The organism is Streptomyces sp. NPDC002574 (assembly GCF_042889545.1).
Lineage (GTDB): Bacteria > Actinomycetota > Actinomycetes > Streptomycetales > Streptomycetaceae > Actinacidiphila.
In genome coordinates, this window is sequence record NZ_JBIARB010000001.1 from 351,411 (window position 1) to 376,178 (window position 24,768).

Consider the following 24,768-nt stretch of genomic DNA (forward strand, 5'->3'; position numbering starts at 1 on the left):
CGCCTCTGGTCGGATCGATACGTATGGCTCCCATAGTCCCATGACCGGGGCCGGGGACCGTGCCGGGCAGCCCGGAAGCGGCCGCGCGCGGCGCCGGGACCGGGCCCGGGAGCGCCGGTTTGGGCGGCACAGCGGCCGACTGCTAACCTGGGCAGTCGCGCTTCGTGCCCTCTACCCGAGGCGCGAACCCCATCAGATCACACCTGAGAAGGCTCTTTCGTGGCGAACATCAAGTCCCAGATCAAGCGCAACAAGACCAACGAGAAGGCGCGCCTGCGCAACAAGGCCGTCAAGTCCGAGCTCAAGACCGCCATCCGCCGCACCCGTGAGGCCGTGGCCACCGGCGATGTCGAGAAGGCCACCGAGGCCGCGCGCCTCGCCGGCAAGAAGCTCGACAAGGCCGTGAGCAAGGGCGTCATCCACAAGAACCAGGCCGCCAACAAGAAGTCCGCGATCGCCATCAAGGTCGCCGCGCTCCAGGCCTGAGCCTTTCTCGTCAGCAGTACCCAGCGGTACCCGGCAGCACTTCGCCGGTGACGGGCACAGCGGTCCCTCTCACCCGCTCCACCACCGGCAGACATGATTCTCCGGCCGCACGCGGCCTGCGTTCGCCACGCGGGTGCGGTCCTCGAAGGGCCTCGTACCTCCCCGGTACGGGGCCCTTCGGCGTGCCCCCGGAACGACCGCCCCGCCGGTCAGCGGGCGCGTGAGGCGCGCGCGATCGACACGACGGCCTTCTCGAGGGCGTACGCCGGGTCGGCACCGCCGCCCTTGACCGCCGCGTCGGCCTCGGCGACCGCGCGCAGCGCCGTGGAGACCCCGTCCCCGGACCAGCCGCGCATCTGCTGGCGCACCCGGTCGATCTTCCACGGCGGCATGCCGAGATCGCGGGCGAGGTCCGCCGGCCGGGCACCGCGCGGGGCGGAGGCGAGCTTGCCGATGGCCCGAACGCCGGAGGCCAGCGCGAAGGTGATGCCGGGCAGCGGCTGGCCGACCGCGATGGCCCAGCGCAGCCGTTCCAGGGCCTCGGCCGTACGGCCGGTGACCGCCAGGTCCGCGACCTCGAAGCCGGTCGCCTCGGCGCGGCCGGTGTAGTAACGGGCGACGACGGCCACGTCGATCGCGCCCTCCACGTCGGCGGCGAGCTGCGCGCAGGCGCTCGCCAGCTCGCGCAGATCGCTTCCCAGCGCGTCCACGAGCGCCTGGCAGGCCTCGGGGGTCGCCGACCGGCCCAAGGTGCGGAACTCCCCGCGAACGAAGGCCAGCCGGTCGGCCGGCTTGGTCATCTTCGGGCACGCCACCTCGCGCGCCCCGGCCTTGCGGGCCGCGTCCAGCAGGCCCTTGCCCTTGGCACCGCCGGCGTGCAGCAGGACGAGGGTGATCTCCTCGACGGGGGCCGCGAGGTAGGCCTTCACGTCCTTGATCGTGTCCGCGGACAGGTCCTGCGCATTGCGGACGACCACGACCTTGCGCTCTGCGAACAGCGACGGACTGGTCAACTCCGCGAGGGTGCCGGGCTGCACTGCTTCGGGGGTGAGATCGCGCACATCGGTGTCGGCGTCGGCCGCCCGCGCGGCGACCACGACCTCCCGCACGGCGCGGTCGAGGAGCAGGTCCTCCTGCCCCACCACGATCGTGACGGGGGCGAGCGGACTGTCTGTCGTACTGTTCCTGGGCATCGCCGTCCAGCATCCCACGCGGGTCCGACACAATGTCCCGGTGAATGACGTCAGACATGTCCTCGTGCTGCCCGACCGCGACTCCGCGGAGGACGCCGCCGACGAAGCCTCCGAGCGCTTCGACCTCCCTGCCCGCCCCCAGATCGTCCGCGACGCCCTCGCGGGAGAGGACGACGCCGAAGACGCCCAGTGGCTCGTCGTCGTCAATGACGACGACGGTGAACTGGATCCCGCCGCGCTGAACGCGCTGGCGGAGGAGTTCGAAGGCTGGCTGGAGGAAGAGGACTAGTCCTGGTGCGGTGCGCGGCGGCTCCCGCTCAGCGGGAGTCGCCGAACAGGACGCGGTAGAGGATCAGCAGCACCAGGGCGCCACCGATCGCCGCCCCCCAGGTGGGCAGGTCGTAGAAGTCCTTGGTGATGGGGTGGTGCAGGAACTTCGCCGAGATCCAGCCGCCGACGACGGCGCCCGCGATACCGATGAGCGTCGTTCCGACCAGGCCGCCCGGGTCCCTGCCGGGCAGCAGTATCTTGGCGATGGCGCCTGCCAGCAGGCCGAGCACGATCCAGCCGATGATGGTCATGAGGTCAACCTGCCACGGCTCCGGGCCCCTCATGCCTGCTGATACGCACCCATGGGCATCCCGTGACACGGCGGTTGCACTTCTCGGACCGCCCCCCGGTTTGCACACTGGTGCGGTGGACACGGCACGACGTGGCGGCACCGCCGAGATCATGGTCGTCAAACCCCTGAAGCGGCGCCGGTGTTCGGCATGCCGGCAGGGACCGCTCGCCTACCACGTCCTGGAGGCGGGCCGGCCGCTGTGCCTGCCCTGCGCCGATCTCGGCCACCTGGTCTTCCTCCCCCGCGGTGACACGGCACTGACCCGGCGGGCACGGGCGGTCGCGCCGGTCCTCGGCGTCGTCATCCGGCTCAACCGGCGCCGCAACCGGTGGGAGCGCCAAGGGCTGTTCGTCGACGCCGCCGCGCTCGCGGCGGCCGAACGGCAGTGCCTGGCCGACGCCGCCGCACGGGCCGTCCGCCGGGCCCGCGACGCCGTGCGCCGCGAGGCCGAGGACGCCCGCGTCACCGCCACCCTCACCACCGAGGTCCTGCGCCTGTTCCCGTCCTGCCCGCCCGCGCGCGCGGCCGCCCTCGCCGCGCACGCCGCGCTGCGGGGCAGTGGCCGCGTGGGCCGCACCGCCGCCGGCCGCGCCCTGGACGAGGGCGCCGTCACGGCCGCCGTCCGCGCGTCCGTACGCCACGGCGACACCGCCTACGAGGCCCTGCTGGCCGCCGGCGTCCCGCGCTGGGAGGCCCGGCAGCGGATCGCGGCGGAGGTGGACGTCGTCCTCGCGGTCTGGCGCACGCCGAAAATCGGGTGACACGCCCCCGGCGCCCACCACAGGCTGCCGGAATGAGCCATCACACGATCGTCCCGTCCCTCTTCCCGCCGCCCGGCTACGCGCACGCCGCCGTCGTCGGGACCGGCACCCGCGTCGCCTTCATGGCCGGCTCCGTACCCCTCGACGCCGACGGCGAACTCATCGGCCCCGGCGACCCCGTCGCCCAGGCCCACCAGGTCCTCGCCAACCTCGACGAGGCCCTGCACGCGATCGGCAGCGGTCTCCCCCACGTCGTCGCCACCACCGTGTACGTGGTCGCCGACGAACCCGCCGACCTCTCCCGCGTCTGGGACGTCGTCCACGCCTCCGGCCTCACCGAAGGACCCCACACCTCCACCCTGGTCGGCGTGGCATGCCTCGGCTACACGGGGCAGTTGGTGGAGATCACGGCGACGGCAGTGGTGCCGTGAGTCCGAGCGGGGCGCGCAGCCGCGGGACGCGGTCGAGCGCGAGGCCGAAGCCGTCGCGGTAGGCCTCCAGGACCTCGGTGTCCGTGTCGAGGGCCACTTCGTGGCGGGTACCGTCGGCGGCGGTCGTGACGAGGGTGCGGCCGGTCAGCGTGAGGCGGCCGCCGTCGTCGGTGAGGCGGGAGCAGACCACGGACTTGGTGAAGTGGGAGCGGGGGGAGGTCTGCTGGTACCAGGAGCCGACCTCGAAGTCCGCGAGGTCACGGGGGCGCGGGTCGAGACGGTAGGCGGGGGTTCCGTCGTGGAGGAGGTCGAGGTCGCCGAGGGGGGCGGGGATGAAGCGGAAGACGCCGCCGGGGTCGGACTGGTCGATGTCCGGGGTGAGCAGGAGGGGGTGGTGGGCGTGGCGGCCGAAGCCGACGTCGGCGAGCAGGGTGGCCCCGTCGGCGGTGCGGACGCGCAGGGCGAGGTGGTCGTAGGGGATGCCGAGCCCGTCGGGGCCGATGACGCGGCAGGCCAGGAGGTCGACGTCGTAGCCGAGGGCGGTCAGCAGCGCGGCGAAGGCACCGTTGAGCTCGTAGCAGTAGCCGCCGCGCCGGGCCCCGACGATCTTGTCCTGGAGGGCGTCGGGGTCGAGGGTGACGGGCTCCCCGAGGTGGAGGGAGAGGTTCTCGAAGGGGACGGCGACCAGGTGACGCAGCTGGAGTTCGCGCAGCGCGCCGGCGTCGGGGCGGGCGGGGCGCGGGGCGCCGATACGGCGGAGGTAGGCGTCCGCCTGGGATGCGTCCATGGCGTCAGCTTGGCGAGACACCGTCACGAACACCAGACTCCGCGACCCGGGAAGGACCGGGATCCAACGAGAGTCACGGCATGGCGATTTCACGCGCTCGGTGCGGATTAGCGCACTCAATCCCCCAAGGCGCAGTGGTTTTACGTTGATCCGAAGGCCCCGGAGCTACGGATTTCGTTGTCCGGAGACTCTTGACGGGGCCTTGACGGCCGGGGTTTCATCCTCGGAACGGAGATGAACATTCCGTTCCGTGTTTCCTGGACCGGAGGCGGCAGCCCCCTTCAGCCCGACCTGATCGGATGCGCGCATGACCGACATGCTTCACCCGCCGGCGGCCCCGCACTCGCCCCTGGCCCCGCCCATCGAGGCGCCGAAGGCACTGAAGCGGTCGATCGGCGTCGTGGGCGGGACACTGCTGACGCTCTCGTGCCTGACGCCCGCGTCGTCGTTGTTCGTCATCGTGCCGCCGCTCTTCGCGGACCTGGGTACGGGAACCGCGCTGACCATCGTGATCGCGGCCGTGCTGTGCATCGCGGTGGCCTTCTGCTACTCCGAGCTCGGCACGCTGATCCCCAGCGCGGGCGGCGAGTACGCGATGGTCGGCACGCTGATCGGCCGGCTGGCCGGATGGATCGTGTTCGTGCTGTCCCTGATCGTGGTCATGATCGTGCCGCCGATCATCGCGCTGGGAACGGGTGAGTACCTGGCGCCGCTCGCGCAGATCGACCCCAAGGTCGCGGGCGCGGCGGTCATGCTGCTGGCGACCGTGATGGGCCTGCTGGACCTGCGGGCCAATGCCTGGATCACCGGCATCTTCCTCGTGCTGGAGGTGGTGGCGGCCGGCATGGTGGCCTTCCTGGGCTTCTCGCACAGCGCCCGGCCGGCCTCGGTGCTGATCCACCCCGTGACCCAGGACGGGCACGGGCTGAGCACGGCGGTCACGGCCGGGACGATCGTGGCGGGCCTGGCCATCGCGCTGTTCGTGCTGCAGGGCTTCAGCACGGCCGTCTACCTGTCGGAGGAGATGGAGAACCCGCGCCGCACCGTCTCGCGCACCGTGCTGTGGACGCTGGGCATCGGCGCGCTCGTGGTGATCGTCCCGACGATCGCCATCACCCTGGGCGCACCCGACATGAACTCCCTGACGGCGGGCGATCTTTCGGCCCTCGTGCAGGGCTGGAGCAATTCCGCGGTCGGCACCTTCATCAGCCTCTGCATCGCGCTGGCGATCGTCAACGCGGGCATCGTGATGGTGATCCAGAACTCCCGTGTGCTGTACGCGTCGGCGCGCGACCGCGCCTGGCCGACGCCGGTCAACAAGGCGTTCGGGACGCTCAGCAAGCGCTTCGGGGCGCCGTGGATCGCCACGCTGGCGGTGGGTGTGCCGGGCGCGGTGCTGTGCTTCGTTCCGGTGGAGACGCTGAGCGGGGTGACGGGTGTCGCGGTGGCCGCGATGTACATCGTGGTCGCGCTGGCCGCGCTCGGGTCGCGCACGGGCGCCCACAAGCAGCGGTCGGCGTGGCGCATGCCGCTGTGGCCGGCCGTGCCGGTGCTGCTGGTGGCGGTGCTGGCGTACGTGCTGGTCCAGCAGACCGCTCAGGATCTGGTGATCACGGGTGCGATCGTGGCGGGCTCCCTCGCGTACTGGTGGTTCTACCTGCGGCCGCGGCAGAGCACCCGCTGGGTGATCTCCGTTCCGGAGGAGGAACTGGGCCTCGGGAACAGCTGAGTCCACTGCTCGTCGCCGTCCGGCCCGCGGTCCGGACGCGTCGGTCACGGTGAATGCCCCATGGGGGCGGCGCGGAGGTGGCCGGTGTCGCCGAGGACAGCGATGGGGCCGTCGGTGTCGGTGCGCAGGACGGTGGTGCCCTGGGCGCGGAGGGCGCTGATCGTCCGGGGTGAGGGGTGGCCGTACGGGTTGTCGCTGCCGCAGCTGATGAGAGCGAGCCGGGGGCGGAGGCGGGCCAGAAGGGCGGGGGCCTGGTAGGCCGAGCCGTGGTGGGCGACCTTCAGCACGTCGATGCGGCCCAGGCCGGGCACGGCGGTGAGCAGCGCGCGCTGGGCGTCGGGTTCGAGGTCGCCGAGCAGGAGCACGGTGAGCCCGGCGGTGCGCACGAGGAGGGTGACGCTGGCGTCGTTGGGATTGGCGTCGTCGGTGACGGGGAGGCCCGAGGGGCCGGAAGGGGGCCACAGGACGCGCCAGTCCAGCGGTCCGAGGCGGCGGTGCTCGCCCGCGACGGCGCGGATCACGGGGACGCGGGCCGCGGCCGCCTGGGCACGGACGAAGGCCGCCTGGTCCGCGGGCTCGTCGAGGGTGGTCGTCTCGATGGCGCCGACGGCCCGTTCGCGCAGCACGCCGGGAAGGCCGTCGACGTGGTCGGCGTGGAAGTGGGTCAGGACGAGGAGGGGTACGGCCCGGATGCCCAGCGACCGCAGGCACCGGTCGACCAGCCGGGGTTCGGGGCCGGTGTCGACGACCACCGCGGTGCCCCGCCCGCCGGCGGAGAGCACCAAGGCGTCGCCCTGACCGACGTCGCAGACGACCAGGCGCCAGTCGGGTGGCGGCCATCCCGTCACGGCCCGGGGCAACGGGACGGGCCGGACGACGGTCAGCACGATCAGCAGCACGGCCGCCGCGCACAGCCAGGGCCGGCGCAGCAGACGGCGGCCCGCGGCGACGACGGCCGCCACGACCATCGCGAGCAGGAAGGCGCCCGCCCATGTGCCGGGCCAGTCCACCGTGGCACCGGGCACGGCGGCGCCATGCCGGGCGACGGCGGCGATCCAGCCGGCGGGCAGACCGGCCAGCCAGGCGAGCGCCTTGGCCACGGTCATGGCAGGCAGCGCGGCGGCGAGCGCGGCGAATCCGAGGACAGTGGCGGGACCGACCGCGAGTTCGGCCAGCAGGTTGCACGGCACGGCGACGAGGCTGACGTGGGCGGCGAGCACGGCGATCAGCGGCGCGCAGACGGCCTGGGCGGCGGCGGATGCCGCCAGGATCTCGGCGAGCCGGGGCGGGACCCGTCGCCGGCACAGGGCCTCGCTCCACCGCGGGGCGAGGGTCAGCAGGGCTCCGGTGGCCAGCACGGAGAGGGCGAAGCCGTACCCGAGCGGGCGAGCCAGGGATCGTGGAGGAGCAGCAGCAGGACGGCCGCGCACAGGGCCGGCAGCAGTGAGCGGCGACGCCCGGTGCCGATGGCCAGCAGGGTGATCAGACCGCAGACCGCCGCGCGCAGCACGCTGGGGTCCGGACGGCAGACCACGACGAAGGCGATGGTGAGCAGGCCGCCGAGCACCGCTGTGGCATGCAGCGGGAGCGCCAGTCGCGGGGCCAGACCCCGGCGTTCGGCGCGCAGCGCGATGCCGGGCGGCCCGATGAGGAGGAACAGGACCACGGAGAGATTCGACCCGCTCACGGCGGTGAGGTGGGTCAGGTCGGTGGCCTCGAAGGCGTCGTGGAGTTCCGGGCCGATCCGCGTGGTGTCGCCCACCACGAGCCCGGGCAGCAGGGCGCGGGCGTCCGGCGCGAGGTTCTCGGAGGCGGTGCGCAGTCCGGCGCGCAACCCGCCGGCGAAGCGCTGGACGGCCGACGGCGGCCCGACGGCACGCGGTGGGCCGCGCACGGACAGCACGGCGGCGACGCGGTCGCCCGGGTCGCCCGGCGGGGCCAGCCGGGCTTCCACGGCGAGCCGTGTCGAGGGGAGCAACGACAGCCAGGGCGCGACCGGTTGCCGGGCGATGAGCAGGACCGGCGTGCGCACGGCCGTCGTCGTGCCGCGCGCGGTGACGCGTACCGCCTCGGCTTCGAGCAGCACGGCGGCGGGGGCCCGGGCCGCGCCGCGCACATGGGGGCGGATCGTGCGGGCGTCGGCGGTCACGGTGATCTCGACGCGGGCGTGGGCGTGCTGGGCGGCCAGGCCGGGCAGGGGACCCCGGTGGAGGTCGGCGGCGTGCAGGGCCGCCACTGCGGCGGAGGCCGTGGCGCAGAGCAGCGCGGTGGCGACCGCCGTGACCGTGACCGTCGCCACCGGCAGGCTCCGCGCCAGGAGGCGGGGTGCCACGAGCATGCCCGTGCCCATCAGGGCGCCGGCGGCGCAGAGCCCGGTCACCACCTGCCCGGGCGCGGTGAGCGCGACGCCCGCGGCGAGCCACGCGGCCAGGGCCGGCACCAGCAACCGCAGGTCCGCCGGACCCTCTTGCCGCGGATGGGACGCGCCCCGGGGCGAGGCCGCGTCCGCGTGCACCGCGGGACGGCGGGTGCTCACGGCGTGACCAGGGGCTTGAGGTCGGCGAACCGGCGGTCCCCGATGCCGTTCACGTCGCGGAGCTGGTCGACGGTGGTGAAGCCGCCGTGCTTCGCGCGGTACTCGATGATGTGCCGCGCCAGCACCGGGCCCACACCGGGGAGGGCGTCCAACTGCTCGGCGGTGGCGGCGTTCAGGCTCACGGCGGCGGGCGGAACGGGCGCGGCGCCCGGTGCCGCGGGGGCGGGCAGGCCGGGCGCGGCGGCACGGCCGACGACGATCTGCTCACCGTCGGCCAGCCTGCGGGCGAGGTTCAGGGCGCTGGTGTCCGCGCCGGGCAGCGCTCCCCCGGCCGCCTCCAGCGCGTCCGCGACCCGTGCACCGGTCGGCAGCCGCCGCAGGCCCGGGCGCCGCACCTTGCCCGCGACGTCCACGACCAGGGCCGCCTGGGGGCCCGGCTCGGGATGCGGCGTGCGCGGGCCGGTGGACACGGGGGCGGGTACGGCCGCGGGGAGCGTGGAGACGGCCGGGGGCACCGCGACGGTCCGCGGTCTGCCCGTCCAGAAGTGGTGCACCGCGAACCCGATCGCGACGACCAGCACCATGGCGAGCGCGACCGCCGCCTTCGGCTCCATTCCGCAGCGCAGGGAGAACCACGTGGGCAGTCGCTCGGTCACGGCGAGCCGCCAGATCGCGCCGCGCCGAGCCGCCACTCCCGGCGGCCCGTGCCGGGCAGCCGCCCCGCGCGGCCCGTCGGCCACGCCCCCGCGCACCGCCACGTCAACGTCCGTGTCGGTGTCCGCGTCCGCGGAACCGCGCCGCGACGCGGGCCCGTTCAGTACGGCCGGCGGGTGCCCGGGCGGCGGGTCGAAGAGTGAGCGGGCACGGTCGCGGACGGAGTCGGCGTGAACGTGCCGGTGGCGGCGGCTGGTTGCGGTGATCGGTCCCATGTCCGCGACGGTAGGCGCCGCGCCGACTCAGAGATGATCTTGCTCAATTCCTGTGGACAACCAGACCGTTGTGGATAACTCCGTCACCCGGAGGTGTGGCTCGCGCCCCTTCACAACGGCGAGACCACGGCCCCCAGCAGCCCCGGACCCGTGTGGGCCCCGATCACCGCGCCGACCTCGCTGAGGACGAGGGTGCGCAGGGCGGGGACCCGGGTGCGCAGGCGCTCCGCGAGACCGGAGGCCCGGTCGGCGGCGGCGAGATGGTGCACGGCGATGTCGACGGGCCGCGAACCCGCCCGCTCGACGACGATCTCCTCCAGGCGGGTGAGCGCCTTGGACGCCGTCCGCACCTTCTCCATGAGCTGGATCCGGCCCTCGTCCAGCTGCAGCAGCGGCTTGACCGCGAGCGCCGAACCCAGCAGTGCCTGGGCGGCGCCGATACGCCCGCCCCGCCGCAGGTAGTCCAGGGTGTCGACGTAGAAGTACGCGGAGGTGTCCGACGCCCGCTTCTCCGCCGCGGCGACGATCTCGTCCGAGCTGCCGCCCGACTCCGCGGCCTCGGCGGCGCTGAGGACGGGGAAGCCCAGGGCCATGGCGACCATCGCGGTGTCCACCACCCGCACCGGCACCGGCGCGCTCCCCGCCGCCAGCCGGGCGGCGTCGTACGTCCCGGAGAACTCGGCGGACAGATGCAGGGAGACGATCTCGGTGGCGCCGGCCTCGGCCGCCGCGCGATAGGCGGCGGCGAACTCCTCGGGGCTGGGCCGCGACGTGGTGACGGGCTTGCGGCGCAGCAGGGCGCGGGCCACGGCGGGGGCCGACACCTCGGTACCCTCTTCCAGCGCTTCGTCGCCGATGACCACCGCCAGTGGGACCACGGTGATCCGGTGCCGGGTCAGGGCCTCCTGCGGCAGGTAGGCCGTGGAATCGGTGACGATAGCGACATGGGACGACATGTGCGGGAGGTTACCCGCGCCGAAGGCCCGGCAACAGTACGGCCCCGCTGAGGTGAACGCGGGTGCGGACCCCGGTGGACGGCGCCCCGCCCGCCCGGCCCGCGCTCACAGCGCCTTCGGCGGACGCTCCGCGGACGAGGACGCCCCGGGGCCCGGCTCGGGCAGGCTCGCGGGGGCCCAGTGCCGCAGGGCGCCGGCCTCCAGGTCGATGTCGCGGCCCAGCGTCGCGAGGTCGTCGTCGGCGAAGCGCCGGGCGCGGTCCTGGGCGGCCCAGCGCAGCGAGTCGGCGGAGTGGGTGATGCGGCGGGTGCGCTCCTCCAGTTCGCCCAGGCGCGCGGCGATCCGGGCGCGGTCGGGCTCGCGCTCCAGCAGTTTCAGCTCGGCGTCGAGCTCCGTGGCGTGTCCGCTCAGCCGCCGGAACAGCGCCACGGCCTCGCTGAGCCCGGAGTCGTCCGCGGCCCGGGACTCCAGGGCCTCCCGAGTGCTGCCCACCGAGGTGCGCAGCGCGAGGCGCAGTTCGGCGAGCTTCCCGGCGGGGCCGGGCTGGGTGTAGCGGCGCGCCTTGAGACCGGTCTCCTCCACGACGCGCCGGGCCTCGACGCTCGTGCGCTCCACACCGCGCCGTACCGCCCGGGCCGTCCTGACCGTGGCCACGATGCCGAGCGCGACGAAGGACGCGAAGATCAGCAGGATCAGGGCGACGGCGACATCCACGGCGGCTCCTCTGCCCGGTCGGCCCGATCTGCTCGATCGGCGGTATGCCCACCGTAAACGGCCGGGGGCGGACGAGGGTTCCGGGGAAACCCTCATCCGCCCCTGAGATCCGGGGAACCCGGGATCCGAGATCTTGGGATCCGGGGATGCCCGGGATCCGGACCGGTACCTCAGCCAGTGACGATGTTGACCAGCTTCGGCGCCCGGACGATCACCTTGCGCACGGCCGCCCCGTCCAGGGCCGCGACGACCGCCGGGTCGGCCAGGGCCTGGGCCTCCAGGTCGGCGTCGGAGATCGCCGGCGGGACCTCCAGGCGGGCCTTGATCTTGCCCTTGACCTGGACGACGCAGGTGACGGTCTCGTCCACCACGTAGGCCGGGTCGGCGACCGGCAGGTCCTCGTGCGCCAGGGACTGCTCGTGCCCCAGCCGCCGCCACAGCTCCTCGGCGATGTGCGGGGCCAGCGGCGCGATCAGCAGCACCAGGGGCTCGGCGACCGGGCGCGGCAGGGCGCCGCCCGCCTTGGTCAGGTGGTTGTTCAGCTCGGTGATCTTGGCGATGGCGGTGTTGAAGCGCAGGCCCTCCAGGTCCTGGCGGACGCCGTCGATCGCCTTGTGCAGGGCCCGCAGGGTGTCCTCGTCGGGCTCGGCGTCGGTCACCGTGACCTCGCCCGTCGCCTCGTCCACGACGTTGCGCCACAGCCGCTGCAGCAGCCGGTACTGACCGACGACGGCGCGGGTGTCCCACGGGCGGGAGACGTCCAGCGGGCCCATCGCCATCTCGTACAGGCGCAGGGTGTCGGCGCCGTACTCGGCGGCGATCTCGTCCGGGGTGACGGCGTTCTTCAGGGACTTGCCCATCTTGCCCAGCTCGCGCGTGACCTGCTCGTCGCCGAACCAGTAGTCGCCGGCCCTCTCCTCGACCTCGGCGGCCGGGACCGGGAAGCCGCGGCTGTCACGGTAGACGTACGCCTGGATCATGCCCTGGTTGAACAGCTTGTGGAACGGCTCCACGGACGAGACGTGGCCCAGGTCGAACAGCACCTTGGACCAGAAGCGCGCGTACAGCAGGTGCAGCACCGCGTGCTCGGCGCCGCCGACGTACAGGTCGACGCCGCCGTGCGGCTGCCCCTCCCGCGGACCCATCCAGTACTGCTCGATCTCGGGATCGACCAGTTGCCGGTCGTTGTGCGGGTCCAGGTAGCGCAGCTCGTACCAGCAGGAACCCGCCCAGTTGGGCATGGTGTTGGTCTCGCGGCGGTAGCGGCGCACGCCCCGGCCGTCGCCCAGGTCCAGGTCGACGTCGACCCATTCCTGGTTGCGGGACAGCGGGGTCTCCGGCACGGTGTCGGCGTCGTCCGGCTCGAAGGTGCGCGGGGAGTAGTCCTCGACCTCGGGCAGTTCCAGCGGCAGCATCGAGTCGGGCAGGGCGTGGGCGACGCCGTCCTCGTCGTAGACGATCGGGAAGGGCTCGCCCCAGTAGCGCTGACGGCTGAACAGCCAGTCGCGCAGGCGGTAGTTGACGGTGCCCTGGCCGATGCCGCGCTGCTCCAGGTGGTCGATGACCGTGCGCTTGGCCTCGGTGACCTCCAGGCCGTTCAGGTCGATCTCCGCGTTGGCGGAGTTGATCGCCGGGCCCTGGCCGGTGAACGCCTCGCCCTCCCAGCCCTCCGGGGGCCGGACGGTGCGGACGATGGGCAGGTCGAAGACGGTGGCGAACTCCCAGTCGCGCTCGTCCTGGCCGGGGACGGCCATGATCGCGCCGGTGCCGTAGCCCATCAGGACGTAGTCGGCGACGAAGACCGGGATGCGGGCGCCGGTCAGCGGGTTCACCGCGTAGGCGCCGCTGAAGACGCCCGTCTTGTTCTTGCCCTCGGTCTGCCGCTCCACGTCCGACTTGGACTGGGCCTGCCTGCGGTACTCCGCGACGGCCTTCGCCGGGGTGTCCGCGCCGCCGGTCCAGGCGTCCTTGGTGCCCTCCGGCCACGCGGCCGGCACCAGGGTGTCGACCAGCGGGTGCTCGGGGGCCAGCACCATGTAGGTGGCGCCGAACAGGGTGTCGGGCCGGGTGGTGAAGACGGTGATCGGGGTGGTCGCGTGGCCCTCGACGGCGAAGTCGACCTTGGCGCCCTCGGAGCGGCCGATCCAGTTGCGCTGCTGCAGCTTGATCGCCTCGGGCCAGTCCAGCGCGTCTAGGTCGGCCAGCAGGCGGTCCGCGTACGCGGTGATGCGCATCATCCACTGGCGCAGCTTGGCCTTGAAGACGGGGAAGTTGCCGCGCTCGGAGCGGCCGTCGGAGGTGACCTCCTCGTTGGCCAGCACGGTGCCCAGGCCGGGGCACCAGTTGACCGGCGACTCCGACGCGTAGGCCAGGCGGTACTCGCCCAGGACGGCGTCGCGCTCGGCGGGGCTCAGCTCGGCCCAGTCGCGCCGATCGGGCGTGGCACGGTCGCCCTTCTCGAACTGCTCGATCAGCTCGGCGATCGGGCGGGCGCGGTCGGCCTCCTCGTCGTACCAGGAGTTGAAGATCTGCAGGAAGATCCACTGGGTCCAGCGGTAGTAGTCCGGGTCGATCGTCGCGAACGACCGGCGCTTGTCGTGGCCCAGACCCAGCCGGCGCAGCTGCGACCGCATGTTGTTCATCGCGGCCTCGGTGGTCACCCGGGGGTGCTCGCCGGTCGCCACGGCGTGCTGCTCGGCGGGCAGGCCGAAGGCGTCGAAGCCCAGGGTGTGCAGGACGTTGTGGCCGGTCATGCGCTGGAAGCGGGCGAAGACGTCGGTGGCGATGTAGCCCAGCGGGTGGCCCACGTGCAGTCCCGCGCCCGAGGGGTACGGGAACATGTCCATGATGAACTTCTTGGGCTTGGCCAGCTCGCCGTTCCCGGCCAGGTCACCGGTGGGGTTGGGCGCGGCGAAGGTCTGGTTCTCGTCCCAGAAGTCCTGCCAGCGGCTCTCGATGTCGGCGGCCAGCGCGGCCGTGTAGCGGTGGGGCGCGGCGGCCTCTGCGGCAGGGGTGGTCTCGCTCATCGTCCTTCGTACTCCATCGCTGTCATGACGGCCTGCGGCCCGGCCGTACGGGGTCTCTGCCTGCGGAAACGAAAAAGCCCCTCGCACAGGAGGGGCGCCGCACTGACATCGTTCCTGGTCAGCGCGGCTTGCTAAGCAGAAGGCGTACGGCATGCATGAGGTCAGGTTACCGCAGAGGCGGAAGGGCCCGCACCGAGGTTCCCCCCGGTGCGGGCCCTGCCGTGCTGCGCCGTGCTGTGCCCGGCCGTGCGGTGCGGGACCGCTCAGCGGCGGTGGCCCGGCTTGTACGAGTCGACGTAGCCGCGCGCCGGGGTGCCGACGCCGGTCACGTCGTCGTAGCCGACGACCGCGGACAGCGAGCTGTCCTTGCCGAGGCTGCGGAGCGAGGTGAGCAGGCCGTCCGCCGCGTCGACGCCGTTGGCGAAGTCCACGCGGACCACCGCGAGGTCCTGGCCGCGGCCCAGCGGGTGGTCGGTGACGTCGTGGTACGCCCCGGTGCCGTAGCGGTCGTAGATCAGCGGGTTGGCGAAGCCGATCGGCACACCGTGCCGGGCCTGCTGCGCCAGCGCCTGGACGCCCGCGATCACCGGCGCGGCGAGCGAGGTGCCGCCGATCCGGTACTCGCTGTACTGGAGGGACCCGTCGGGGAACGCCTGGGTCTGGCCGACCAGGAAGCCGGTGTTCGGGTCGGCGACGGCCGAGATGTCCGGCTCGACGCGCTGCTTGACCGTGCCGCCGTTGGCCAGGGCGAGCGAGTTGGGAACGACGCCGCGCTGGTAGAAGGGCTGCGCGTAGAGCTTGCTCGTGCCGCCGCCCGCACCGGAGGTGTAGGCGCCGGGGAAGGCGTTCCAGCTGGAGCCGTCGGCGGCCAGCGTCGCCTTCAGCGTGCCCCAGCCGGTCTCCCACTGGTACTTGTCGCCCTTGCCGACGGCGAGCGCGGTGCCGCCGACGGAGGTGACCCAGGGGGAGTTGGACGGGGTGTCGACCTGCTTCGCGCCGTGCGCCGCGACGTTGTCGCCCGCGTCGCCGGAGGAGAAGTAGAAGCCGATGCCCTCGACCGCGCCGATCTGGAAGATCTGGTCGTACGCGGCGGCGATGTCCGGGGTCTCGTTGGTCTCGATGTCGCCCCACGAGTTGGAGACGATGTCGGCGAGCCGGTGGTCGACGATCTTGCCGAGCGCGTCGAGCAGGTCGTCGTCCGTGCAGGAGGAGGCACCGACGTAGGTGATGTCGGCCGCCGGGGCGACCGCGTGCACCGCCTCGACGTCCAGGGTCTCCTCGCCGTACCAGCCGGACGCGTCGCACTCGTCCGGGCCGGTGAAGCGGTAGTCGGCCGGCAGGACCTGGGAGAACTGGCCGCCCTTGTAGGACGCGTCGCCGTTGCGCGCCGCGTACTTCTTGGCGTCGGCGGCGATCGTCGGCGAGGCGAACGCGTCGGTGATGGCGACGGTGACGCCCTTGCCGTTGTACGAGCCCGCTCCGTAGGCGGCGCGCAGCTGCTTGCCCGTGTAGCCCTTGATGGCGTAGGGGGCGTGCGTGCCGTAGGCGACCGGCAGGTGCTTGTCGGTGTTCGACCCGTAGTACGTGGAGAAGGGGCCAGCGTTCTTGAAGACGGCTCCGGGCGGCGGGAGCGTGTCCTGGTGCTGGGCGCGCCGCGGGGAGTTGTCGAGACCGGTGACCGTGAGGACCGCGCCGCTGAGGGCGGCGGGGACCGAGGCGGTGCCGACCGGGGCGCGGTAGGTCTTCGAGCCCTTGGTGTAGTTGTGCAGCTGGGTGCCGAAGGCCTTCTCGGCGGCGGAGACGTCGCCGGTGACCGTCAGATAGTGCTCATTGGCGCCGGTGACCTTCAGGCCGGAGGACTCCAGCCACGCGGTGGTCTCGGAGACCTGCTGCTGGGTCGCGCCGAAGCGGGCCTTGGCCTGGGCGGCGGAGAGGAACCTGCCGTACGAGGCGGACGCCGGGTCGGACACCGCCTGGGCGTAGGCCGCGAGGCCCTTGGCGTCACGGCCGGCCAGGTACACCCGGAGGGTGACCTTGTTCGCGTCAGAAGTGGCGCCCTTGTCGGACTTGGCCGTCGCCCAGACCGGCTTGCTGCCGGCGAGGGTGTGACGCCCGTGGGAGGCGTCGGCCTGGGCCGTGGGTATGCCCATCGCCAGCGCACCGGCGACCAGCGGCAGCGCCGCTGCCAGGGCCAGGCCGGCCCGCTTTCTGGAGCGGGTGGAGCTCATGTAACCCCCTGCTGTGTGAAGTTCTGACGGACTTCGGCGTGCCGGCACCGGCCACGCACGTGAACCGCCAGGCCACTCTCGCGGTGAACGGCTCATGTCAGGGACATGCGTTCACCAAGAAGGGACCAAGGAAGCTTCACGAGAAGGCAATTGGGGAGGCGTCAAGGTCCGGAATGCGGACATATGGAGCCGGAGACAGGACACAGTCGGCGCGAACCGGGAGGACCCGGAGAAATCCGGGTGCGGGGCGGCCGAACATCCTTACCGAACGGCGGCCGAACAAACCGACGTTAGCAGTTCGTAATGATCCGCATCCCGGGTTGTCGAAAGACGATCGAAGTGGGTACCCGACCGGGTTAGCGTCAGCGCATGCGCACCAACCGTCAGTCCTCCGACAGTCGCCGGAACCCCCCGCTCCCGGCGAGCGCCACACTGTCCGGGGCTCTCCGCACCGCACGGTCGCCGCGTGTCTGGGCGACCGCCGGTATCGCCGCCGCTCTGCTCGTCCTGGCCTTCACCGCGGGCCCCGCCCTGCGGGCGTTCCTGGACTTCGGCGCCGGTGTCCTCACCCTCGTGTCGCTCAGCTGCACCGTCATCTGGGGCCTGGTGTCCACCGACACCGTCTTCCTCGGCCCCCGCGAGCGGCTGGTCACCCAGGGCATCCACCGTGCCCTGGGGGTCGCCGCCATCGGCTTCCTGATCCTGCACGTGACGACGAAGGTCGTCGAGGTCCGCGTCACGACCGCGGGCGCCTTCCTCCCCCTCGGCGTCACCGGCCGCGACGGGCTCATATCGCTCGGCGTGCTGGCCGCCTACCTGATGATCCTCGCCGCCGCCACGGGCGCGATGCGCAGCATCTTCGCCGCCAAACGCCACCCCGTGCGCTGGCGCATCCTGCACGGCATGGCGTACGCCTCCTGGTGCGCCGCCCTCGTCCACGGGCTGGAGTCCGGCCGGGCCGCCAAGCCCTGGGTGATCATCTGTTACATGGTCTGCCTGGTCGGCGTCGCCATCGCCCTGGTGGTCCGGCTGCGCAAGGTCCGCGACGAGTCCGTCTTCCCCGAGACCCGGGAACGTTCCGCGTCCTTCCGCAATCTGGCCCGCGGCAACGGTTCCGGCGGCCGCCGGCGTGCCGTCCGCGAGGAGGGCGGCCCGGCCCTGGCCAGCGCGTACACCGATCCGCTGCCGCCGCTGCCGGGCTTCCCGACCGCCGGTCAGTACGCGCCCACCCCTCCCCCGGTCCCCGACCGCACCCTCGGTATGGACCCGGCGGGCGCCACCATGCAACTGCCGCAGGTTCCCGCGGACCCGCAGGCGCCGTATTCTCAGCAGCCCCAACAGCCGTACCAGCAACAGCCCCAGCCCGGCGCCTGGGACGGCACCCCTCCTTGGGGGACCGAAGTGCCCGGCGGCGTCCAGGACACCGATCCGCTGGGAGCCGACCGGCTCCAGCCGATCTCCTGGCAGCAGTCGATGCCCGGACCTTATGAAGGACAGCGATGAACCTGCCCGCCATGCCGGACCGCTCACCCGCCCTTCGTACGGGGGCGGGTGATGTGCTGCCCGACGTCCGTACCGTCGGGCTGCCCCGAATAACCGCGGGGTTCGACGAGGTGGAACGACTGGACCGGGTCACCCATCTGAACGTGCACGGTTCCATGCCGAGCATGACCGAGGGCGAACTCCTGGACCTGGCCGAGCTGATGGGCCTGCGCGGCCGCGGCGGCGCCGGTTTCCCCTTCTACAAGAAGCTCAAGGCCGTCGGGGAGGCCGCCCGCCGGCGCGGCAGCCCCACCGCGATCGTGGTCAACGGCTGCGAGGGCGAGCCCGCCTGCCGCAAGGACGCGGTCATCCTGCGCCGCGCACCGCACCTGATGCTGGACGGCGCCCTGCTGTGCGCCGAGATCCTGGGCGCGCGCGAGCTGGTGATCAGCGTCACCCGCGACGCCAACGAGCAGTCCGTGCGCGACGCCCTGGCCGAACGCGGCCTCGGCGCCAAGCGCGGCCGCCAGCTGCGGGCCCGCATCGTGCGCATGCCGGAGCGCTTCGTGTCCGGCGAGTCCTCGGGCATCATCTCGGCGGCCAACGGCGGTCTGCCGCTGCCGCCCGGCAAGAAGGTCAGCGCGAGCGAATCGGGCATCGCCGGGATGCCGACGCTCTTCTCCAACACCGAGACCTTCACCCAACTCGCCGTCGGCGCCCGCATGGGGGCCATCCGCTTCGGCTCCGCGGGCGCGCCCGGGGAGCCCGGCACCGCCATGCTGACCGTGTCGGGCTCGGTGCCCCGGCAGACGGTCGTGGAGACCCCGACCGGCGTGCCCATGTCGTACATCCTGCAGATGTGCGGCGGGAACCCGGGGCAGGGCGTGCTCGTGGGCGGCTACCACGGCAACTGGATCGACCCCAACATCGCGTCGATGGTGACCATCGCCCGCGAGTCCCTGGAGGCCCACAAGGCCACGCTCGGCGCGGGCGCGCTGCTGCCGCTGGACCCGGGCCTGTGCCCGCTCGGCGAGTCCCTGCGGGTCGCGCAGTGGCTGGCCGCCGAGACCGCCGGGCAGTGCGGGCCGTGCCGCCTCGGCCTGCCCCGGATGGCCGGACTGCTGCAGGACGTGCTCAACGGCGGCGGGCAGGCCGCGCTGGAGCAGCTGCGGCAGACCGCGGTGGCCGTCAAGGGGCGCGGGGTCTGCAAGCACCCCGACGGCTCCATGCGCTTTGTGATGTCCACCATCAACGCCTTCACCGACGACCTCGCGGCCCACGTCCTCGGCGGCGGCTGCGGCCGCCCCACGGTCGGTGTGCTCCCGCTGCTGAAGTCCGAGCCCTCGCCGCTGCTCGGCGGCCCCGCGAGCGGCAACACGGCCACGGCCGCCGGCAACAAGCGGCTGGTCGTCGACTGGACGCTGTGCAAGGGCCACGGGCTGTGCGCGGGCGTACTGCCCGAGATCGTCCGGCTGGACCGCGACGGCTACCCCGACATCGCCGGCACGCCCGTCCCGCCGCACCTGGACGCCGCCGCCCAGCGCGCGGTGGCCCGCTGCCCGGCGCTGGCCCTGCGGATGGAGGAGGGCGGGCGCCGCTGAGCGTCCGCCCGGCCCGGCGGTGGCGGCCGCCGGGCCGGGGCGGTCCGGTCACGCGGAAGGGCCCGATACCAGAGGTATCGGGCCCTTCGCGTGAAGTGGAGCTACGGGGATTCGAACCCCGGACCTCTTGCATGCCATGCAAGCGCTCTACCAACTGAGCTATAGCCCCGCGTTGCCGTTCCTCCGGGTCCCCCCGGCGACTCGGCATACATTACACGGCCGCGGGGGCGGTTCGCCAAATCCATTCCGGTACTGTCGGCTGACCCCGACCCCCAGGACTGGAGACGGCCCCCGTGACCGCCACGCAGCGCATCGTCGACGCCACGGCGGAACGGACGCACCGCCTCCGCCGCCCCACCGTCGTGGCGGCCGTGGTGTGCCTCGTCTCCTTCGCGGCGTTCTGTCTGGCGCAGCGCGCCGCCCACGTCTCCATGATCGACCTCACGGTCTACCGGGCCGAGGGATGGACGGTGCGGCAGGGCGGCGACCTGTACGCGATGCGCGTCACCCACGCGCAGCTGCCCAACACCTACCCGCCCTTCGCCGCCCTCCTCTTCACGGCGCTCACGCTCCTGCCGGCCGGTGCGGCGCGGGTCGCGGTCACCCTGCTCAACCTCGGGCTGCTCGTCGCGCTCGCCTCCCTGTCGCTGCGGCTGGCCGGGCTGCCCCGGCGGCTGCCCCCGGCCGCGGCAGCACTCGCCGTCGCCGCGGTCGCGGTGTGGTCCGAGCCCGTATGGACGACGCTGCGGTACGGGCAGATCAACCTGCTCCTCGCCGTGCTGGTGCTGTGGGACCTCACCCTGCGGCCCGGTTCCCGGGCGGCGGGCGTCGGGATCGGCATCGCCGCCGGGATCAAGCTCACGCCCGCGCTCTTCGTGGTGCTCCTCGCCGCCGGAGGGCTCGTGCTGGCCTGGCGGCACCGGGAGCGGTGGAACGACCACCTGCGGCGCGCCTGCGTGGCCGCGGGCGTCCTGGCCGCGACGGCCGGCCTCTCCGCGGTGGTCCTGCCGGACGACTCCCGGCGCTTCTGGACCGGGGTGATCTTCTCCGCGGACCGGGCAGGGCACGGCGAGGACACCGCCAACCAGTCCCTGCGCGGGGTGCTCGCCCGGGCCCTGCACACCGGTGACCCGGGGACGTGGTGGCTCGTGACGGCCGCCCTGGTGGCGTGCGCCGGGCTCGCGGTCGCCGTCGCCGCGCTCGCCTCCCGTGCGTGGGCCTGGGCGGTGGTCTCCTGCGCGGTGACCGCGCTCCTGGTCAGCCCCGTCTCATGGTCCCACCACTGGGTGTGGGCCGTGCCGCTCGTCGTGCTGCTCGACCGGGTCTCGCGGGCCGCCGCCGTCGCGGCGGGGCTCGTCTTCTGCTCGTACGGGCTCTGGCTCATCCCCCACGGGGACGGCGTCGCCCGGCCCGAACTCCACCAGTCCGCCGGGCAGATGGCGTTGTCGGCGGTCTACCCGACGGTGGGCGTCGCCTTCTTGTGCGTCGCCGCGACGGTGGCCGTACGGCGACTGCGTGACGGCAGGGTCTAGCCACGACGCCGCCGCGACAGCCCCGCGAGCGCGCCCAGGACGGCCATCAGGGCGAGCCCCCAGGAGGTGAGGGCGATGGCGTGGGCGGAGGAGCCGGAGGAGTCCAGGCGGTTGAGGAAGAGCGTGCCCAAGGCGGCGACGCCGAGCAGTTGGCCGAGCTGCGTGACCGTGGCGAGCAGCCCGCTGGCGTCGGCGGCGTCCTGGGGCGCCACCCTGCCGAGGGCGAGCGTGAGCGTGGGGCTGAACGACGCGCCCAGCCCGAGGCCGATGCCGAACTGGACCGCGAGGAAGAGCAGCTCGTGCTGCTGCCCGTCGCGCAGCAGCAACCCCATGGCGGTGAACGAGACCGCGGCCACCAGGAGTCCGACCGGGGCGAGCAGTGCGTGCGTACGCGCCGGCAGGCGGCGCCAGTTGAGACCGACGCCGCCGAAGGCGACGGCCGCGGCGGTGAAGGTCAGCCCGGTGCGCAGCGCGCTGAGTCCGAGACCGCTCTGCAGGTGCAGCGCGATGGAGAACAGGAAGCCCGCGTTCAGCGCCATCGCGACGGCGATCACGACCACGGAGCGGCGCATGCCGGGAGCGCGCAGCACCCGCGCGGAGACCAGCGGCGCGCCGCCGCGACGGGTCAGGCGGGTCTCCAGGACGGCGAAGACGCCGAGCAGCACGGCGCTGAGGCCGAGGCAGACCCAGCCCCAGAGGGGCCAGCCCTCCTCCTGTCCGAGGACGAGCGGGACGGTGAAGAGCGTCACGGCGGCCCCCAGCGTGACCAGGCCGGGCAGGTCCAGGCCGCGGCGGCGCTCCGCCGCCCCGTCGGGGTCGCGCGGGATGACCCGCGGCGCGAGGACGAGCAGGCCGATCCCGATGGGCACGTTGACCAGGAACACCGGGCGCCAGCCGGTGCCGAACAGATCGGCACTGACGAGGAGACCCCCGAGGGACTGCCCCGCGGCCGCGCCGGTGGCCAGCACGGCGGAGTAGACACCGAGGGCGCGCACCCGCCGCTCGCCGGTGAAGTTGCGCTGGATGAGGCTGAGCACCTGGGGGATCATCAGGGCGGACCCGGCGCCCTGGACGAGCCGGAAGCCGGTCAACTCCCCGGCGGACTGGGCGAGTCCGCAGGCCAGGGAGGCCGCGGTGAAGAGCCCGAGACCGGCGACGAAGGTCCTGCGGTGGCCCCACAGGTCGCCGATGCGGGCGCCGGTGATGAGCAGGACGGCGTAGGAGATCGTGTAGCCCGCCACGACGAGCTGGAGGGCGGCGCCCGAGGCGTGCAGGTCGGTGCGGATGGTGGGCGCGGCCACATTGACGATGAAGACGTCGAGCAGGGCCATGAACTGGCCGGTGAGCACGGTGCCGAGCAGCCGGCCGGCGGCCGGTGCGTGGCCGCCCGTCCCGGCACGGGACACGGGCGGCGCGGAGACAGTGGGATTCGCCATGGCACGAGCCTGCGGTCGGCCGCGTACTGGTGCCGAGAGCCCCTGGATGCTGGTACTGACAGCACCTGGCACCCGGCCCGGTCCCGGTGCACGATGGGTCACATGTCCGCCGTGTCCGCTCCGCGACGCATCGAGCTCGCCGCCTTCCTGCGCAGCCGGCGCGCCCGGATCACCCCGCAGGACGTGGGCATGCCGCCCGGCCTGCGGCGCCGGACACCGGGGCTGCGGCGCGAGGAGGTCGCACAGCTCGCCGGGGTCGGGGTGACCTGGTACACGTGGCTGGAGCAGGGCCGACCGATCAACGCGAGCGTGCAGGTGCTGGACGCGGTGGCGCGCACGCTGCGGCTGGACGTCACCGAGCGGCAGCACCTGTACCGGCTGGCGGGGGTGCCCTTCGTCCGCGAGCAGGCCGCCGAGGTGGAGTCGGTGGGCCAGGAGGTGCAGGTCGTCATCGACGCCCTGGACCCGCTCGCCGCGGTCGTCTACAACGCCCGCTACGACGTGCTGGCCTGCAACGCCGCCTACCGGTACGTCTTTCCGTCGGTGCGGCTGGACTCCCCCGCCGACCGCAATGTGCTGCGGCGGCTGTTCACCGGACCGGCGTGCTGCTCGTCGTTCGTCGACCGGAGCGAAGAACTGCCGCGCATGGTGGCGCAGTTGCGCGGCGCCTACGGCCGTCATGTGGGCGAGCCCGTCTGGGAGTCGTTCATCGAGCGGCTGGTCCGCGCGAGCACGGAGTTCGCGCGGATGTGGGCGAGCGGGGACGTGGCGCCACCGGGGCAGCGGATCAAGACGATCCAGCACGCGTCGGTGGGCATCGTCCGGCTCGCCTCGACCTCGCTCGCGGTGGACGCCGAGCCGGAGCACCGGATCGTGGCCTACACCCCGGTCGACGAGGAGAGCCGGGCGCGGATGGCGCGGCTCCGCGAGCTGCCCGACCCGCTGGTCGGCTGCCCCCGGCACGCGCGCCCGCTGTCGCAGCTCGTCCGGGAACACGAAGAATCCCGCCTCCCCTGAAGCGGGGGGACGGGATCCGGTGATCGCTGTGGAGCTACGGGGATTCGAACCCCGGACCTCTTGCATGCCATGCAAGCGCTCTACCAACTGAGCTATAGCCCCGCTGTCCTCAGGCTTTCCGCCTGGCGAACGAGAAGAAGCTTAGCCGGTCAGGGCCGGATTTCCGAAATCGGCCCGGCCGCCCCACCCTCACGGTTCAGTCGTCGTCGCCGAGCACCGGCTCGGGCAGCGTGCCCGCGTTGTGCTCCAGCAGACGCCAGCCGCGGGCACCCTCGCCCAGCACCGACCAGCACGTGTTGGACAGGCCGCCGAGCGCCTCCCAGCTGTGCGGGTCGAGGCCGAGCAGCCGGCCTATCGTCGTGCGGATCGCACCGCCGTGGCTGACCACGACGAGGATGCCGCCGTCGGGCAGCTTGTCGGCGGCCGCGAGCACCACGGGAGCGGCCCGGTCGGCGACCTCGGTCTCCAGTTCGCCGCCGCCGCGTCGCACGGGCTCCCCGCGCTTCCACGCCGCGTACTGCTCGGGGTGGTGTGCGGTGATCTCCTCGTGGGTCAGGCCCTGCCAGACGCCCGCGTAGGTCTCCCGCAGGCCTTGGTCGTACGTGACGTCCAGGCCCGTCACGGCCGCCAGCTCGGCGGCCGTGTCGGCGGCCCGCTGCAGGTCCGAGGCGATGATCCGGTCCGGCTCCAGGGCCGCCAGCAGGCGTGCCGCCCGCTTGGCCTGGCCGACGCCGGTGGCGGTCAGCGGGATGTCCGTGGTGCCCTGGAAGCGGCCCTCCAGGTTCCAGGCGGTCTGGCCGTGCCGCCAGAAGACGACGCGCCGGCCGCGGCCGCGGTGGTGTCCGTTCAGCTCAGCTCTCCGTCCTCGTCGGCCACCGACATCGCGCGGGCGTGCTCCTCGGCCTTGCCGCGGGTCGCCACGGCGTCCTTGGGCAGCTCCAGCTCGGGGCAGTCCTTCCACAGCCGCTCCAGAGCGTAGAAGACGCGCTCCTCGGAGTGCTGGACGTGCACCACGATGTCCACGTAGTCGAGCAGCACCCACCGGCCCTCGCGCTCGCCCTCGCGGCGTACCGGCTTGACGCCCAGTTCCTGCGAGAGCCGCTCCTCGACCTCGTCGACGATGGCCTTCACCTGGCGGTCGTTCGGCGCGGAGGCCACCAGGAACGCGTCGGTGATGGCGAGAACGTCGCTGACGTCGTAGGCGATGATGTCGTGCGCGAGCTTGTCGGCCGCCGCCTGGGCGGCGGTCTGAATGAGCTCGATGGAGCGGTCCGTGGCGGTCACAGGTGCGGCTTTCCGGTC

General features: G+C 73.1%; 19 protein-coding genes, 2 tRNA genes and 2 pseudogenes. 9 read left to right on the forward strand and 14 right to left on the reverse strand.

Annotated elements, in window-relative coordinates:
- The first annotated feature begins 219 nt into the window (after positions 1-219).
- Positions 220-486, forward strand: coding sequence for a 30S ribosomal protein S20 (gene rpsT / locus ACFYXS_RS01715; protein WP_389242660.1), 267 nt, complete (start codon positions 220-222; stop codon positions 484-486).
- Between the two features lie 209 nt (positions 487-695).
- On the opposite strand, the gene holA is transcribed toward rpsT, so the two are convergent.
- Positions 696-1,679, reverse strand: a complete 984-nt coding sequence (gene holA / locus ACFYXS_RS01720; RefSeq protein WP_389242662.1) for a DNA polymerase III subunit delta — start codon at positions 1,677-1,679, stop codon at positions 696-698.
- A 40-nt stretch (positions 1,680-1,719) separates the two neighbouring features.
- On the opposite strand from holA, the gene ACFYXS_RS01725 reads away from it, so the two are divergent.
- Complete coding sequence (locus ACFYXS_RS01725) at positions 1,720-1,968, forward strand: hypothetical protein (RefSeq protein WP_389242664.1); 249 nt, start codon at positions 1,720-1,722, stop codon at positions 1,966-1,968.
- A gap of 28 nt (positions 1,969-1,996) precedes the next feature.
- On the opposite strand, the gene ACFYXS_RS01730 is transcribed toward ACFYXS_RS01725, so the two are convergent.
- Positions 1,997-2,260: a GlsB/YeaQ/YmgE family stress response membrane protein gene (locus ACFYXS_RS01730; protein WP_389242666.1), complete on the reverse strand. Its 264-nt coding sequence runs from the start codon at positions 2,258-2,260 to the stop codon at positions 1,997-1,999.
- A gap of 151 nt (positions 2,261-2,411) precedes the next feature.
- Between ACFYXS_RS01730 and ACFYXS_RS01735 the strand changes: the two genes are divergently transcribed.
- Together ACFYXS_RS01735 and ACFYXS_RS01740 are read left to right on the forward strand one after the other, a co-directional pair.
- Complete coding sequence (locus tag ACFYXS_RS01735; protein ID WP_389243489.1) at positions 2,412-3,062, forward strand: DUF2293 domain-containing protein; 651 nt, start codon at positions 2,412-2,414, stop codon at positions 3,060-3,062.
- Between the two features lie 32 nt (positions 3,063-3,094).
- Positions 3,095-3,493 carry a RidA family protein gene (locus ACFYXS_RS01740; RefSeq protein ID WP_389242668.1) on the forward strand — a complete coding sequence of 133 codons (399 nt, stop codon included), beginning with the start codon at positions 3,095-3,097 and terminating at the stop codon, positions 3,491-3,493.
- On the opposite strand, the gene ACFYXS_RS01745 is transcribed toward ACFYXS_RS01740, so the two are convergent.
- Positions 3,468-4,280, reverse strand: a complete 813-nt coding sequence (locus ACFYXS_RS01745) for an arylamine N-acetyltransferase (RefSeq protein ID WP_389242670.1) — start codon at positions 4,278-4,280, stop codon at positions 3,468-3,470. The two genes, ACFYXS_RS01740 and ACFYXS_RS01745, sit on opposite strands and share 26 nt — an antisense overlap.
- Before the next feature lie 307 nt (positions 4,281-4,587).
- Between ACFYXS_RS01745 and ACFYXS_RS01750 the strand changes: the two genes are divergently transcribed.
- Complete coding sequence (locus ACFYXS_RS01750) at positions 4,588-6,009, forward strand: APC family permease (RefSeq protein ID WP_389242672.1); 1,422 nt, start codon at positions 4,588-4,590, stop codon at positions 6,007-6,009.
- A gap of 44 nt (positions 6,010-6,053) precedes the next feature.
- Here the strand turns inward: ACFYXS_RS01750 and ACFYXS_RS01755 are convergent.
- The 6 genes and pseudogenes from ACFYXS_RS01755 to ACFYXS_RS01780 form a co-directional block, all read right to left on the reverse strand.
- A pseudogene (locus tag ACFYXS_RS01755) lies at positions 6,054-8,440 on the reverse strand (ComEC/Rec2 family competence protein).
- A 101-nt stretch (positions 8,441-8,541) separates the two neighbouring features.
- Positions 8,542-9,474, reverse strand: a complete 933-nt coding sequence (locus ACFYXS_RS01760; protein WP_389242674.1) for a helix-hairpin-helix domain-containing protein — start codon at positions 9,472-9,474, stop codon at positions 8,542-8,544.
- Positions 9,475-9,584: 110 nt separating this feature from the next.
- A complete protein-coding gene (locus ACFYXS_RS01765; RefSeq protein WP_389242676.1) occupies positions 9,585-10,430 on the reverse strand; it encodes a DegV family protein in 846 nt (281 codons plus the stop codon).
- A 105-nt stretch (positions 10,431-10,535) separates the two neighbouring features.
- Entirely contained in the window at positions 10,536-11,144 is a 609-nt protein-coding gene (locus tag ACFYXS_RS01770; protein WP_389242678.1) for a hypothetical protein, read from the reverse strand.
- A 170-nt stretch (positions 11,145-11,314) separates the two neighbouring features.
- A complete protein-coding gene (gene leuS, locus ACFYXS_RS01775) occupies positions 11,315-14,170 on the reverse strand; it encodes a leucine--tRNA ligase (protein WP_389242680.1) in 2,856 nt (951 codons plus the stop codon).
- Positions 14,171-14,433: 263 nt separating this feature from the next.
- On the reverse strand, positions 14,434-16,398 hold the full coding sequence (locus tag ACFYXS_RS01780; protein ID WP_389242682.1) for a protease pro-enzyme activation domain-containing protein: 1,965 nt from the start codon (positions 16,396-16,398) through the stop codon (positions 14,434-14,436).
- 369 nt (positions 16,399-16,767) lie between these two features.
- Between ACFYXS_RS01780 and ACFYXS_RS01785 the strand changes: the two genes are divergently transcribed.
- Entirely contained in the window at positions 16,768-17,901 is a 1,134-nt protein-coding gene (locus ACFYXS_RS01785) for a cytochrome b/b6 domain-containing protein (RefSeq protein WP_389242684.1), read from the forward strand.
- Positions 17,898-19,575, forward strand: a pseudogene (locus tag ACFYXS_RS01790) (NADH-ubiquinone oxidoreductase-F iron-sulfur binding region domain-containing protein). The gene ACFYXS_RS01785 and the pseudogene ACFYXS_RS01790 overlap by 4 nt, the downstream one beginning before the upstream one ends.
- Positions 19,576-19,577: 2 nt before the next feature.
- Here ACFYXS_RS01790 and ACFYXS_RS01795 read toward each other — a convergent pair.
- Positions 19,578-19,650, reverse strand: a tRNA-Ala gene (locus ACFYXS_RS01795).
- Positions 19,651-19,774: 124 nt separating this feature from the next.
- Between ACFYXS_RS01795 and ACFYXS_RS01800 the strand changes: the two genes are divergently transcribed.
- A complete protein-coding gene (locus tag ACFYXS_RS01800) occupies positions 19,775-21,013 on the forward strand; it encodes a glycosyltransferase 87 family protein (RefSeq protein ID WP_389242686.1) in 1,239 nt (412 codons plus the stop codon).
- Here the strand turns inward: ACFYXS_RS01800 and ACFYXS_RS01805 are convergent.
- Entirely contained in the window at positions 21,010-22,449 is a 1,440-nt protein-coding gene (locus ACFYXS_RS01805; protein WP_389242689.1) for an MFS transporter, read from the reverse strand. The genes ACFYXS_RS01800 and ACFYXS_RS01805 overlap by 4 nt on opposite strands.
- Before the next feature lie 102 nt (positions 22,450-22,551).
- On the opposite strand from ACFYXS_RS01805, the gene ACFYXS_RS01810 reads away from it, so the two are divergent.
- Entirely contained in the window at positions 22,552-23,466 is a 915-nt protein-coding gene (locus tag ACFYXS_RS01810) for a helix-turn-helix transcriptional regulator (protein ID WP_389242691.1), read from the forward strand.
- A 29-nt stretch (positions 23,467-23,495) separates the two neighbouring features.
- On the opposite strand, the gene ACFYXS_RS01815 is transcribed toward ACFYXS_RS01810, so the two are convergent.
- The 3 genes from ACFYXS_RS01815 to rsfS all read right to left on the reverse strand — a co-directional run bounded on the left by ACFYXS_RS01815 (position 23,496) and on the right by rsfS (position 24,750).
- Positions 23,496-23,568: transfer RNA gene (locus ACFYXS_RS01815), tRNA-Ala, on the reverse strand.
- A gap of 94 nt (positions 23,569-23,662) precedes the next feature.
- On the reverse strand, positions 23,663-24,316 hold the full coding sequence (locus ACFYXS_RS01820; protein WP_389243491.1) for a histidine phosphatase family protein: 654 nt from the start codon (positions 24,314-24,316) through the stop codon (positions 23,663-23,665).
- Complete coding sequence (rsfS, locus tag ACFYXS_RS01825; protein WP_389242693.1) at positions 24,313-24,750, reverse strand: ribosome silencing factor; 438 nt, start codon at positions 24,748-24,750, stop codon at positions 24,313-24,315. Before rsfS ends, ACFYXS_RS01820 begins: the two co-directional genes overlap by 4 nt.
- Between the last annotated feature and the right edge of the window lie 18 nt (positions 24,751-24,768).